The organism is Actinomadura sp. NBRC 104412 (assembly GCF_030269515.1).
Lineage (GTDB): Bacteria > Actinomycetota > Actinomycetes > Streptosporangiales > Streptosporangiaceae > Spirillospora.
On the sequence record NZ_BSTM01000027.1, the window covers coordinates 1 to 12,993 of the forward strand.

A 12,993-nucleotide genomic window follows, 5' to 3' on the forward strand; every position below is an offset into this window, starting at 1 on the left:
CAGGGCATGCGGGTCGGGCTTGATGTCCGCCGGCGACAGGTGCTCGACAGGCGCGGAAATGGGCAGCGCGTTGGAGGCATCCCACACGCCCAGCAGAACCGCTCCCGGTTCCCGCGTGAACCGGGTCGTGATGGCATCGTCGGGTGTGGCCTCAATGGCATTGGCCACAAGTTCCCCGGCGATCAGGTAGACGTCGTCGGCGAGGGAGAGCAATCCCCACTCGGTGAGCCGGAATTTGATGTGCGAGCGCACCCGGGCGGGGGCGGTCCACGCGGCAAGACATGTCAGGTCCAGCTCAGCCGTGACCGCCCAGTCGGCACTCACCGGCCGCACGCTGCCACCCAGGACACACCGCGACGGGTGCAGGTGCTGCCCACTCGCTCACCTAGGACGGCAAGGTGCGAGACGGGGCGTGAACTAGCATCACTCATTGGGTCCGACCCCCTGTGTCGGATCAAGGCCCCGGGCATGCCCGACGTTGTGCGCGTCGGGACCGGGGCCGCCTTGTGGAACGGCCCCATGTAAGCGGCCCTGTGAGTTACCGTGAAGGTGGTTCATGGTGCAGCTTGGTTAAGCACCATGAACCAGGGTGACGACCGGAAGGAGACATAGCGGGCATGGCGGACGCGATGACCTTCGGTGAATTGATGCGCTCCCTTATGCGGGAACAGGGATTGTCGCTGCGCGGACTTGCTCGCAAGGCGCACTGCAATCACGGGCACCTATCCAAAATTTCGCGCGATCAGTGCGCTCCTTCGGAAGATTATGCGAAGCATCTGGACAAAATTCTTAAGGCAAACGGAAGACTGTCAGCGCTAGTCCCCAAGAAGGCAAAAGTCACCTATAAGCAAGGTGCGGAGAGTAACGCTTGGACAGTTGCTCCTATATCGGATAGTGGGCAGTTGCGAGCGGCGCGGGATATGGGCATCATGGAAGCCTTTCGTGCTGCTGATAGGCAGATAGGCGGCGGTCGACTTTATCCGACTGTGGTCAACTACCTTAATACTGCCATCGGCCCCCGCCTGTTCGGTGGAACAGATGATTACAGCGACCGAACGGTTTTCGCATGCGCTGGAGCCATGACTGAAATGGCGGGATGGATGGCATATGACGGAGGTCGGGGCACTATTGCTCGTCAGCATTTCGAGCGATCGCTGAAGTTGGCTTCTGCAGGAAATGACTTCCAACTGAAAGCGCAAATATATGCAAGCATGAGTCATCTTTACTTGCACATGGGAAAGCCTGATAGGGCCATTCAGTTGGCACAAACGGGACAAGTCGTGCTGAAGCGAAACCCGGTGCCTTCCCTAAGCGCCCGACTGCTCGCCATGGAAGCACGCGGCCTTGCAGACCACAATGAACCCACGGCATGCATGAAAGCACTAGTACGCGCTGAGAGGACACTCAGCAAGGAATCAGCAAACACAATATCGCCATGGCTCAGCCCATTTGATGAGGCGTCCCTTGCCAGCGAAGCGGCTCGTTCCATGCTGAGGACCAGCCAACTCCCGAACGCTGAAACTCGGGCTCGGATGGTTATTCGAATGCGCAGTGAAACGCATACTCGAAGCAGAGCGTTTGGTCAGCTTCTCTTGGTTGCGGCGCTGATCGCTCAGGATGAGCTGGAAGAGGCATGCATTGAAGCCGCTAGGGTGCTGTCTGTTGCGGACTCCTTGAGTTCGTCTCTCGTCGTCGAGCAATTGCAGGCTATTCGGGAAAGCTTGCTGCCGCACCGGTCATTTGCTCCGGTTGCGATGTTCCTTGACAAGGCACATGATCCGCTGCGCGGTTGGATGCCTACATACCGGACGCACCTAACATAGAGAGGCAGCTTCACAACATGTCGGATCGCCCACTGTTCGAGCGGGACCCCAATGCATGGCGGGACTATCTTGCCGAGGGCAATGCCACTCAACCACGGAAGCGCATAGGCGCCGACCTACTGCTCCGCAATGAACATGGTGACTGCTTGCTGGTTGACCCGCGATACAAACCAGATTGGGATATGCCGGGTGGAATGAGTGAATCCAATGAAGCGCCAGATGAGACTGTACGCCGGGAACTATTGGAGGAATTAGGGCTAGAAGTCACCATAGGCCCGCTCTTGGTTGTTGATTGGGTATCACCACACGACCCTTGGGACGATTCGCTTATCTTCATCTTTGACGGTGGCGTTTTGGATGACTCGGCTATCGCCAATCTAAGACTGTCCGACAACGAGCTTCAAGCCTACGACTTCTGCGATAGAAGTCAGGCGGCCACAAGACTACGGCCTTATGTATGGCGACGTCTTCAGGTGGCCTTCACTGCACTGGAAACAGGTCGAGCTCGATATACGCGCGATGGATTCTAGAAGCGACTATCATCGATGGCTTACAATAACATGAATTCCCCCGAGCGGCATCGCTCGGAGGAAGCTGTGCTCGGCCCTTGAGGCCGGGTCACGGATTCTCGCTTTCCTGCGACGCTCATTATGGCCCGGAGGCGGTGCTGGTGGTGATGGCCTGGTGGTAGCGGGTGGCGAGTTTGTGGAGGGCGTTGAGTAGGTCGGGGGAGTCGATGATGGTGAAATCGGCGTCGAGCATTCCCAGGTAGAGGGCGAGCATTTCGGGGTGGTCCGAGCCTGGTTCGAAAGTGCAGCGGTTTTCGCCCAAGGGCTTCACGTCTACGGGAATGGGGATCCGGGCGCGGACGTGGGAGGCGGGGGCGTGCACGATCACTCGGGCTCTGTAGCGCCAGGTGGCTTCTCCCATGCCTTGGGCTACTCGGGCGGCGATGTCTTCGTCGGGTGGGAGCGGACGAGGGGTGAAGCGGGGGCCGGGTGGGAGCTCGGGGGTGATGCGGTCGACGCGGAAGGTGCGCCAGTCGTCGCGGTCCAGGTCCCAGGCCATCAGGTACCAGCGGCGGCGGTCGTTGATCAGGCGGTAGGGCTCTACCTGGCGGCGGCTGGTGGTGCCGGAGTGGGTCCGGTAGTCGAAGCGGAGGCGTTCATGGTCGCGGCAGGCGCCGGCGATCAGGGTGAGGACGTCGGGATCCACCCGGGTGCCGGGTGAGGGCAGGGTGAGCGCGGCCGTCTGGTAGGCGCTCACGCGGTGGCGCAGGCGGGACGGGAGTACTTGCTGAAGTTTGGCGAGGGCGCGTGCCGCGATCTCTTCGATGCCCGCGATCGAGCCGCCGGCGGCGGTGCGTAGGCTGATCGCGACCGCCACGGCTTCGTCGTCGTCCAGGAGGAGGGGCGGCAGGGCGCCGCTCGTGCCCAGGCGGTAGCCGCCGGCCACGCCTGGGCGTGCCTCGACCGGGTAGCCGAGGTCGCGGAGGCGATTGATGTCGTTGCGGATCGTGCGGGTGGTGACGTCCAGGCGCGACGCGAGTTCGGTGCTGGTCCAATCGCGCCGGGACTGCAACAGGGACAGCAGGCGCAGGAGCCGCGCAGAGGTTTCCAACATTCTTTGATCCTGGCGTTCTATCTAGGAACGATCCTTTCCGCGATTGTTCCTAGTCTCGGCTCATCCGCACAAACCCTGGCGAGGAGAGGCACGATGAGCATTGGGCCGTTCCGGATCGAAATCCCTCAGGACGACATCGACCACCTGCACGATCGGCTCGCCCAGGCTCGGTGGCCCGGGGAGCTGCCCGGCGTGGGGTGGACGCGGGGCATCCCGCTCGACGAGGTGCGGGAACTCGCCGAGTACTGGCGGACGGGGTACGACTGGCGTGCCCAGGAGGCGCGGCTCAACCGGTTCCCGCAGTTCGTCACCGAGATCGACGGGCAGCGGATCCACTTCCTGCATGTACGGTCGCGGCGGCCCGGCGCCAAGGCGCTGCTGGTGACGCACGGGTACCCCAGCTCCGTCGCCGAGTTCCTGAGCCTGATCGAGCTGCTGGTCGACCCCGCGGAAGGGCAGGCGTTCCACGTCGTCGCGCCGTCCCTGCCCGGGTACGCGTTCTCGACCCCGCTCAGCGGGACCGGCTGGACGATGGGACGCACGGCACGCGCCTGGGCCGAGCTGATGGACCGTCTGGGGTACGAGCGCTACGGTCTGCACGGCGGTGACGTCGGCGGCGGTGTGTCCGGGATCGTCGCGGACCTGGACGGGGACCATGTGATGGGCCTGCACGTGGTGACCGATCCGATGACCGCGGCCGCCACCGCCACGTTCCTCCCCGGGATGGCCGACGGGCTGGACGATGGCGATCCGGTCGACAAGCTGATCCTGGAGCGGATGGAGGAGTTCGACCGGGAGGGCTCCGGTTACCTGAAGATCCAGAACACGCGCCCGCAGACGATCGGCTATGGCCTGGCGGACTCCCCGATGTTCCTGCTCGCCTGGATCGCCGAGCGGGTTCATGTATCGACCGATCTGCCGGTCGACCGCGACCAGGTGCTCACCAACGTGAGCCTGCACTGGTTCACCGGCTCCGGCGCCACGGCCGCGCACACCCTGTACGAGCAGGCGCATACGTCCGATTGGGGCGCGCCGCCGACCGTTCCGCAGGGCTTCGCGGTCTTCGGTGCGGACGAGACGGTGCGCAAGCTGGTCCCCGCACCGGACGGCGCGCACTGGACGGAGTTCGAGCGCGGCGGGCATTTCCCCGCGATGGAGGCCCCCGCCCTGCTCGCGGCCGACCTCCGAACCTTCTTCGGGCCGCTGCGATGACCGACGTGCCGAGTCGGCATGTCCGATGAGCACGGCCGATGAGCAGGACGGCCCGATGTCCGTTCAGGCGATGCGGACGGGGAGGGTGCGCGGCCCGCGGACCTGGCCCGCCGACCAGGTCACCGCGGCCGGGTCGGCCAGGGTGAATTCGGGGACCCGCTCCAGCCACACCTCCAGGGCGACCCGCAGCTCCATGCGCGCCAGATGCGAGCCCAGGCAGCGGTGGATGCCCAGGCCGAACGCGGCGTGCCGGTTGACCTCGCGGTCGATGACGACCTCGCCCGCCCGGTCGAACTGCGCCGGGTCCCGGTTGGCGGCCGGGAACGACAGCAGGATCCAGTCGTCGGCCTTCATGTCCACGCCGTTCCAGCGCATGTCCTCCTTCACCAGCCGCGCCATCGTGACCGGCGCGTAGGCGCGCAGGAACTCCTCCATCGCCGTCGGCAGCAGCGCGGGCTCGGCGACCAGCCGCTCGCGGTCGGACGGTGTCTTGGCCAGATGCCACAGCGAGGCGCCGATCGCGCTCCACGTCGTGTCGATCCCCGCGATGAGCAGCAGCGCCATCGTCCCCGCGACATGGGAGGGCTCCAGCTTGCGCCCGTACAGCTCGGCGTTGATCAGGTACGTGGTGAGGTCGTCCCGGGGATGGTCGACATGGTCGCGGATCTGCGCGAGCAGGTAGTCGAACAGCGTCTCCAGGTTGGCCAGCCGGTCGTCGGGCGGCAGGTTGATCGCTTCCAGCGCGTTCTCGACGAACGCGCGGAAGCGCGGCCCGTCCTCCTCGGGAAGGCCGAGCATGTCCGCGATGACCCGTACGGGGATGTGCTGGGCGTAGTCCTGCGCGGCGTCCACGACGTCCCGTCCCTGGAACGCGTCGACGAGCGCGTGGCAGTAGTCCCTGGTGCCGGGCTCCAGCCTGCCCACCGCCGATCTGGTGAACGCCGGAAGCAGCAGCCTGCGCGCGTCGCGGTGGAACGGCGGATCGGACGAGATCGGCGGGACCCCGCCCACCGGCGCGGTCTCCCGCGGCGGCCGGAAGTTGCTCACGACGACCGAGCGCGAGGAGAACCGCTCGGTGTCGTAGGCGATCGCCGCGACGTCCTCGTAGCGGGTGGGCAGCCAGCCGCCGCCGAACCGGCCGGTGTGCGCGATCGGGCAGCGTTCCCGCAGGTCGTCCTGGATGGGGTACGGGTCGGCGGCCCATTCGGGCTCCAGATGGGAGAAGTCGCTCGCCCAGTCCTCGACGGGACCGGTGACGATCTCGTTGCGGACGCCGTCCGGCCGGTCCTGCTGCATCTCCCGGAAGTCCTTGGTGAAGCGCTCGTCGGTGGTCATCTCAGGTCTCCTCGACGAGGTCGATCGCGCGTTCGGGACAGTTGGACACCGCGAGCCGGGCCTGCTGCTCCTCGCCTGCCGGGACGACGCCGCCGTTCAGGACCGTCCCGTAGCCCTCCCCGTCCTCGCCGAAGACGCCGGGGGCGAGGTCGTAGCAGCGGCCGTGCCCCTGGCACCGGCCGGTATCGATGTGCACTTTCACGGCATGTCTCCCATCTGTCGCGTTCCGGCGGGCCGCGCGAGATCGGCCACGATGCGGGCCAGCAGCGCCGCCCACTCCCCGTCGTCCACCGGGTGCAGGTCTCGTGGCACGAGGGCGCCGCCGATCGCGAGCAGCAGGCAGAAGTGGGCGAGCGCGTCCGGGGGGAGCTCCGGGTCGACCTGGCCGTCGGCCTGCGCGAGCCGGATCAGACCGGCGAGCCGGTCGGCGCGCTCGCCCAGGTAGTCGCGCATCAGCCTGGCGACGTCCCGGTCACGGCGGGCCGCGACCAGTGCCTCCACGATGAGGTGGCCGCGGTCGTCCCAGCGCTCGGGCAGGCACCGGCCGCCCGCGAGCAGCAGGTCGGCGATGGGACGGTCGGGCTCGGCGGCCAGCAGCTCGGCCAGGAGCTGCCGCCCGTGCGCCCGCAGGGCGGCCACCAGCAGCTCGGCCTTGGAGCCGAAATGCGAGTACAGCGCCCCGTTGCTCACCCCGGCGGCGGACGCGATGTCGGCGACCCGCGTCCCCTCGTAGCCGTGACGGGCGAAGGCGTCCGCCGCGGCACGCAGCAGCCGGTCGCGGGTCTCGGCCGCGGTGACCCCGGCGATACGGCCCATTCCTGAATTAAAAGAGCGTTCATTTTGTTGGTCAACCCCCGTCCAAGAGCCGCCGTGAGGCCCGCAAGATCACGCCGAGCCGGCCGTCGCGCGGTCCTGGACGGGTGGTTAGAGATCGCTCATGGGGAAGACACCGAGGATCGGGGGCGGCGCAACGGAACGGGGCGGCGTCACGACATCGGCCGAGCAGCCTCCGGGCGGGTACGCGCGGCGGCACACGGAAGGAGCCGACGATGGCGATCGTCTCGCGCGGTTTCCACGGCAGACGGCGGGAGTCCGGCGCGCAGTTGCCACCGGGCCAGTACCTGGTGAAGGACTTCCCGGTGCTGTCGGCCGGGCCGACACCGCGGATCCCGACCGCGGAATGGGAGTTCACGATCACCACCGAGACGGGACAGGACCACCGGTGGTCGTGGGAGGAGATGCTGGACCTGCCGCACGAGACGCCGACGGTGGACATCCACTGCGTCACCAAGTGGTCCAAGCTGGGCACCAACTGGCAGGGGGTGTCGCTGGACACGCTGCTGTCCGGCGTGGACACCACGGCGGGTTACGCGCTGGCCTACTCCTACGGCGGCTACAGCACCAACCTGCCCTTGCAGGACCTGCTCGACGGCCAGGCGTGGGTGGTCTACCGCTACGAAGGCGGCGACATCCCGCCCGAGCACGGCGGCCCCGCGCGGCTGCTCGTCCCGCACCTGTACTTCTGGAAGTCCGCCAAATGGCTCCGCGGGATCCGCCTGCTCGAACGCAACGAGCCGGGATTCTGGGAGACCGCCGGCTACCACGACTACGGGGACCCATGGCGGGAACAGCGGTACCAAGGGGACTGACGTCGCGTCCGCTGGTGTGGCGGGCCGCGCGGCTGGCCGCCGAGCGCTGGGAGACCCCGACCGCGCGGACGCTGACCTTCGACGTTCCGAACTGGCCGGGCCATCTGCCGGGCCAGCATGTCGACGTCCGGCTGACCGCGCCCGACGGCTACAGCACCCAACGGAGCTACTCGCTCGCCCAGCCCGACCGGGTGGAGCTGACCGTGGAACGGCTGGACGACGGCGAGGTGTCGCCCTACCTGGCCGACATCCTCGCCATCGGCGACCAGATCGAGCTGCGCGGACCGGTCGGGGGCTGGTTCGTGTGGCGGCCCACCGGACGGCGCCCGGTGCTGCTGCTGGCGGGCGGGTCGGGCCTCGTGCCGCTGATGGCCATGATCCGGGCGCGCCGCAAGGAGAGCAGTGGAACGCCGTTCCGGCTGCTGTACTCGGTGCGCTCGCCCGCCGACGTGTACTACAAGAACGAGCTGGGACGCCCCGAGCCCGGACTGGACGTCACCTGCCTGTACACCCGCGAGGCCCCGGAGGGCTGGCCACGCCCTCCCGGCAGGCTGACCGCGTCCGACCTCAGCCGGCGCGCCGGGCTCGCCGACTCCGACCCCGACTGCTTCGTCTGCGGCCCGACCGGATTCGTGGAGGCCGCCGCGAACCTGCTGGTCGCACGCGGCCAGGACGCACAGCGGATCAAGACCGAACGCTTCGGCCCGACTGGAGGCTGACCGATATGACCATGGAAAACCAGGGCGACGGCGGAGACCACCACATGGACGGCAACGTGCTCGCCGGCCCGCTGGGCGAGCTGTTCTCCGTGGACGTCACCGCGGCCACCGGCACCTGCGCCCAATGCGGCCGCACCGGCCCGGTCGCCGGGCTGCCCGTGTACGCGAACGCGCCGGGGATGGTCGCCCGCTGTCCCGGCTGCGACAACGTCCTGATGCGGCTCGTCCGGTCGCCGGACTCGGCCTGGCTCGACTTCGGCGGCTTCACCGCGCTGCGCATCCCGGTCCCGTCCGGGTGACCCGCCACCGCGGCGCACGTGCGGACCCGGTGAGGCGATGACGGAAGGCTGGGCAGGCTTTGGGGGGACCGTTCTCCGATACGACCGCGTGGGCGCGGAGCCTGCGGACGCCCCTGCGGAACTTCCTGCGCACCGAGGCCGGCAGCGCCATCATCCTGCTGGCCGCGACCATCGGCGCGATCGTCTGGGCCAACCTGGACACCTCCTCGTACCTGGGGGTGTGGGAGACGCCCCTGTCGATCGGCGTCGACGATCACATGCTGTCGCAGGATCTGCGCCACTGGGTCAACAACGGGCTGATGACCCTGTTCTTCTTCAACGTCGGCCTGGAGGCGCGCCGCGAGTTCGACATGGGGGAACTGCGCGACCGGCGGCGGGTCGCGCTGCCGCTGGCCGCCGGGCTCGGCGGGATGGCCGTGCCGATCGCCATCTTCCTGGCGTTCAACGCGGGCACCCCGGTCATCCACGACTGGGGCGTGGTGATGCCGACCGACACGGCGTTCGCCCTCGGCGTGCTGGCGCTGTTCCGCCGGAGCTTCCCGGCCCGGTTGCGCACGTACCTGCTCACCGTCACCGTGGTCGACGACATCGTCGCGCTGGTGGTGATCGCGCTCGTCTACACCGAGGATCTGGAGGCGATGCCGCTGCTGGTGGCGCTGGCCATCTTCGCCGTGATCGTCGTGGTGCGCGCCTTGGGCGTGGGACAGGTCCCGGTGTACGTGCTGCTGAGCGTGGCCGCGTGGGTGGCGCTGTCGTTGTCCGGGGTGGAGCCGATCCTGCTGGGACTGGCCCTGGGGATGCTGACCTTCGCCTATCCGGCGACGCGCGTCGACCTGGAACGCGCCTCGGAGGTGTTCCGGCTGTTCAGGGAGCAGCCGACACCGGAGCTGGCGCGGTCGGCACGGGTCGAGGTCGCCGCGGCGATCTCACCGAACGAGCGGCTGCAGCAGATGATCCACCCGTGGTCCAGCTACGTGATCGTGCCGCTCTTCGCGCTCGCCAACGCGGGACTCGTCCTCAGCGGCGACGTCCTGGCCGACGCCTACACCTCGTCGCTCACCCAAGGGATCATCGCGGGCTTCGTCATCGGAAAGCCCCTGGGCATCTCCCTGCTGACCTGGCTCGTCTGGCGGCTCAGCGGGCGCAGGCTGGCTCCCCCTGTGGGATGGGCGTCGGTCCTGGGCGCCGGCGCCATCAGCGCCATCGGCTTCACCGTGGCCCTGCTGATCGCGACGCTGGCCTTCACCGGCGAGCGGCTGGAGGAGGCCAAGGTCGGCATCCTGACCGCCGCGATCCTCGGCCCTCTCATCAGCTGGCTCGGCGCACGAGCGGCCGCCAAGCTCCCGACCCGCGCGCGGTTGCGCGCGCTGCTGGGCACCGCGGAGGACATCATCGATCTGGCCGCGCCGGTCGACCCGGACCGCGACCACATCCGCGGGCCCGCCGACGCCCCCGTCACCTTGGTCGAGTACGGCGACTTCCAATGCCCGTATTGCGGCCGGGCCGAGCCGATCGTCCGGGAACTGCTGGCGGGTCATGGTGACGTCCGGTACGTGTGGCGGCACCTGCCGCTCAGCGACGTCCACCCGCAGGCGCGGCTGGCCGCGCTGGCGTCGGAGGCGGCCGCGGCGCAGGGCGCGTTCTGGGAGATGCACGATCTGCTGCTGGAGCACCAGGACGCGCTGGAGGTGCGCGACCTGGTCCGCTACGCCGAGGAGTTGGGGCTGGACGTCGATCGGTTCCGGGACGACCTGCGCCGAGGCCGCGGGAACGACCGGGTGTCGGAGGACGTCGACTCGGCCGACCTGAGCGGTGTCTCCGGCACCCCGACGTTCTTCGTCAACGGGCGGCGGCACCACGGCGCCTACGACATCGAGACGCTTTCCAAGGCGGTGGGGATCGCCCGGAAACGGGTGGTCCTGGAGTCCCGGCAATCCCGCTGAGAAAGGCCGATTTCAAGATCCGGCCTTGGCGCGGCGGCGCGAAGCGGTCTTAGGGAATCTCCGGGATGGGGGGATTGCGGAGGGCGCGCCGAGCCGGTTCGAGAAGCCGCCGGAATCGGTTCCGGAAGCCCTGCGGCATGCCCCCGGACGGCGCCGCGACGCCCAAATGCCCACACGATCGGTGGGGAAGTCCGCGCCCGCGCCCGCGTCGGCGCCGAGGTGCCGCCAGGACCGGAGCCAATCCGGAGGATTGCCCGCTCCGAGGGGCCGCGAGGATGATGACGGAGCATAGCCCTCGGTACATTGGGTTGTCGAGCGCGGCGGACGCGCCCGCCCACACGCCGGGGACCTCGGCCGATGTTGGCCGTCGATCTTTGGCTGCCCCTACACTCACCTTCCGGGGGGCGATGAACACGGTCATGCAACCACCCCGCTGACTGAGATCGATGGTGGAGTTCTTTTGAGCCGGCTAGATGACTTCGTGGTCCTGTGGAAGAGGCACGGCCACGATTGGACATGGGCCGAGTACGCGCACGCGCTGGCGACAATGGGACACGGTGGAACGAACGAGTCGAACCTGAAGGTGTGGGTTTCGCGAAACCGCGAGAAGCTGCGCCGGGAGCACGGCATCGACGTGGGCCAGAAACGCGTCAGCGCTGCTGACGAGTTCAATGCGTGGCCGCCACTGCCCCGGGCGCTGCGCAATCATTCCATTTATCGGCTGCTGGAGTACCATGCGCGTGTTCGAGCGCTGGGAATAGAGAACCTCGCGCCATCGCTGAAGAATCCCTATCTCTGGCAGGTCGGCGCCATTCGCGAGAATAATCTCGTGATCCGCTGGGATCCGGACCGTGGTTTCTATCGCAGTGAACGCACCTCCAGAGAAGCGTTGCTCGATCCCGGATATTCGCGCATCTCCGAACCACGCGAATCGTATCTAGCGCGACATCCCGACGAGGCCGGTTGAGTCGTCAACATCCTTGCAGCACCCCTTACGGCAAGACTACGCTGCTAATGGCGGGAGGAAATCAGTCGGGGGAGCATGGAGGGATCGGGTTGAGAGGTGACAGCGGGCCGAATGTAATCGAGGACAGGCGCGGCGAAATCTTGGCGGCCCCGGGACGCAGCGCTTACGTGGACGACCAACTGGACGTTCTCGCCGTGTACGACTGCGGTGAGAGCACCACTGAAGAGGACAACGCCTGGTTGGACAGGGTGCTGGAGTCGCATGGCGTGACCCACTTGCCGGCATCCGAATACATCACCGAAGGACCGCTTGCCGGATGGCGTTGCTGGACCATTGAGCTGCGTTCGAGGTCGTGAAAGCGGGAACCCCGCGGCCCCGGCCCGGTAAGGGCCGGGGCTCCTGGACCCCCGCGCTCCCGCCTACCCGTGAGACCTCGAAGACCGTCCTTCCGCTCCACCCGAGAACACCAGAGCCGCCGGCGCCGTCATTCGGCGCCGGCGGCTCTCCCCCGCAATGGCCGTGCTTTATTCTCCGCTTGCGCGGAACGCCGTCCGGCCGACGGCGAATTCCCGCCACAAAGGGCAGGCGATCAGTGGTGCACGCCTTTCACGGCGCCGGGCGCGCCGAGGTGTATTCCGCTGCCCGCACATCGCCGTCCCGGCCGGAGGACGGCGATTCGTGAATGGCCGTTCGTCCCGTGGGAACGCCGGCCGCCGCGGACCGCCGGAAAAATGCGCTCCACGTGACGGGCATCCGTACGGAACGCCGCCGTCACGGATGGTCAGGCGGGCTGATGCGCGACCTGCCGCGCCCTGGCGCTCTCCTGGCCCTGGCCGATCATCGAGATATGCGCCACCCGGAAGGGGCTGGGCGCGCCCTCGGGATAGACGGCATGGACGATCAACAGTCCGGCCGCGCACTGCGAGCACACCCGCAACGGCGTGTGCGACGCATGGGTGACCAGATTAACCAGGGTCATCTCCAGCACGGGAATCCCCGGACACTCCGGCTGTCCCTGGCACCTGTCCGGATCTGGCGGCATGCCTCCCCCTCGTTTGGTGATAAGCGCTGCCCGGCTTGGGAAACGCGGCCGCTTGGTAACCGTGCCTGTGCCGGCCGCTTCTGCGAATCTTCATCCGAGGGGGCTTCTTGCGGTTACGGCCGATGTAGCCGTGTTCGGCGAGGACGACGACGATCAGCACGCAGAGCAGAATCAGCGAGACGTAGGACGTCGAGCCGAGTGCTCCTTGTAGCCGGGCCAAGTCGTCTAGTATGAGCCCGTCCATGGCTCCTCTCTTGGCATCGAGTGGCGGCTGTTGACAAAAGGACCCTCTACCGCTGCCACGGTGGAGGGTTCTTACGTTACATGGGCTATGTCCACCCTCGGTGGTACGAGTGTAACCGTTGGGTAACGTTTGGCTGA

The 12,993-nt window shown here is 67.4% G+C and carries 14 protein-coding genes; 8 read left to right on the forward strand and 6 right to left on the reverse strand.

Annotated features, from left to right (window positions below; genetic code table 11):
- On the reverse strand, window positions 1-324 hold a 324-nt coding region (locus QSK21_RS27495; protein WP_502871602.1), incomplete at its 3' end, for a hypothetical protein.
- 293 nt (window positions 325-617) lie between these two features.
- Between QSK21_RS27495 and QSK21_RS27500 the strand changes: the two genes are divergently transcribed.
- Entirely contained in the window at window positions 618-1,823 is a 1,206-nt protein-coding gene (locus QSK21_RS27500; RefSeq protein WP_285700128.1) for a helix-turn-helix domain-containing protein, read from the forward strand.
- Window positions 1,824-1,840: 17 nt separating this feature from the next.
- Window positions 1,841-2,353: an NUDIX domain-containing protein gene (locus QSK21_RS27505; protein WP_285700129.1), complete on the forward strand. Its 513-nt coding sequence runs from the start codon at window positions 1,841-1,843 to the stop codon at window positions 2,351-2,353.
- Window positions 2,354-2,471: 118 nt separating this feature from the next.
- Here QSK21_RS27505 and QSK21_RS27510 read toward each other — a convergent pair whose 3' ends face one another.
- Window positions 2,472-3,446, reverse strand: a complete 975-nt coding sequence (locus QSK21_RS27510; RefSeq protein WP_285700130.1) for a helix-turn-helix transcriptional regulator — start codon at window positions 3,444-3,446, stop codon at window positions 2,472-2,474.
- Window positions 3,447-3,539: 93 nt separating this feature from the next.
- On the opposite strand from QSK21_RS27510, the gene QSK21_RS27515 reads away from it, so the two are divergent.
- The gene (locus QSK21_RS27515) at window positions 3,540-4,658 is read left to right on the forward strand and encodes an epoxide hydrolase family protein (protein ID WP_285700131.1); all 1,119 of its coding nucleotides are present in this window, start codon (window positions 3,540-3,542) and stop codon (window positions 4,656-4,658) included.
- A gap of 63 nt (window positions 4,659-4,721) precedes the next feature.
- On the opposite strand, the gene QSK21_RS27520 is transcribed toward QSK21_RS27515, so the two are convergent.
- Genes QSK21_RS27520 through QSK21_RS27530 form a run of 3 tightly spaced genes read right to left on the reverse strand, consistent with a single transcriptional unit; the run spans window position 4,722 to window position 6,809 of the window.
- A complete protein-coding gene (locus QSK21_RS27520) occupies window positions 4,722-5,993 on the reverse strand; it encodes a cytochrome P450 (protein WP_285700132.1) in 1,272 nt (423 codons plus the stop codon).
- A gap of 1 nt (window position 5,994) precedes the next feature.
- Window positions 5,995-6,195 (reverse strand): ferredoxin, encoded by a 201-nt coding sequence (locus tag QSK21_RS27525; protein ID WP_285700133.1) that lies wholly within the window; start codon window positions 6,193-6,195, stop codon window positions 5,995-5,997.
- Window positions 6,192-6,809: a TetR family transcriptional regulator gene (locus QSK21_RS27530; RefSeq protein ID WP_285700135.1), complete on the reverse strand. Its 618-nt coding sequence runs from the start codon at window positions 6,807-6,809 to the stop codon at window positions 6,192-6,194. Before QSK21_RS27530 ends, QSK21_RS27525 begins: the two co-directional genes overlap by 4 nt.
- A gap of 233 nt (window positions 6,810-7,042) precedes the next feature.
- Between QSK21_RS27530 and QSK21_RS27535 the strand changes: the two genes are divergently transcribed.
- The 5 genes from QSK21_RS27535 to QSK21_RS27555 all read left to right on the forward strand — a co-directional run bounded on the left by QSK21_RS27535 (window position 7,043) and on the right by QSK21_RS27555 (window position 11,570).
- Window positions 7,043-7,642 carry a sulfite oxidase-like oxidoreductase gene (locus QSK21_RS27535; protein ID WP_285700137.1) on the forward strand — a complete coding sequence of 200 codons (600 nt, stop codon included), beginning with the start codon at window positions 7,043-7,045 and terminating at the stop codon, window positions 7,640-7,642.
- Window positions 7,612-8,361 (forward strand): ferredoxin reductase, encoded by a 750-nt coding sequence (locus tag QSK21_RS27540; protein ID WP_285700138.1) that lies wholly within the window; start codon window positions 7,612-7,614, stop codon window positions 8,359-8,361. The genes QSK21_RS27535 and QSK21_RS27540 overlap by 31 nt, the downstream gene beginning before the upstream one ends.
- A 5-nt stretch (window positions 8,362-8,366) precedes the next feature.
- Window positions 8,367-8,660 carry a DUF6510 family protein gene (locus tag QSK21_RS27545; protein ID WP_285700139.1) on the forward strand — a complete coding sequence of 98 codons (294 nt, stop codon included), beginning with the start codon at window positions 8,367-8,369 and terminating at the stop codon, window positions 8,658-8,660.
- A 59-nt stretch (window positions 8,661-8,719) separates the two neighbouring features.
- Window positions 8,720-10,603 carry a Na+/H+ antiporter NhaA gene (nhaA, locus tag QSK21_RS27550; protein ID WP_285700141.1) on the forward strand — a complete coding sequence of 628 codons (1,884 nt, stop codon included), beginning with the start codon at window positions 8,720-8,722 and terminating at the stop codon, window positions 10,601-10,603.
- Window positions 10,604-11,084: 481 nt separating this feature from the next.
- Window positions 11,085-11,570, forward strand: coding sequence for a hypothetical protein (locus QSK21_RS27555; RefSeq protein WP_285700142.1), 486 nt, complete (start codon window positions 11,085-11,087; stop codon window positions 11,568-11,570).
- A 781-nt stretch (window positions 11,571-12,351) separates the two neighbouring features.
- On the opposite strand, the gene QSK21_RS27560 is transcribed toward QSK21_RS27555, so the two are convergent.
- Window positions 12,352-12,558, reverse strand: coding sequence for a hypothetical protein (locus tag QSK21_RS27560; protein WP_285700144.1), 207 nt, complete (start codon window positions 12,556-12,558; stop codon window positions 12,352-12,354).
- Between the last annotated feature and the right edge of the window lie 435 nt (window positions 12,559-12,993).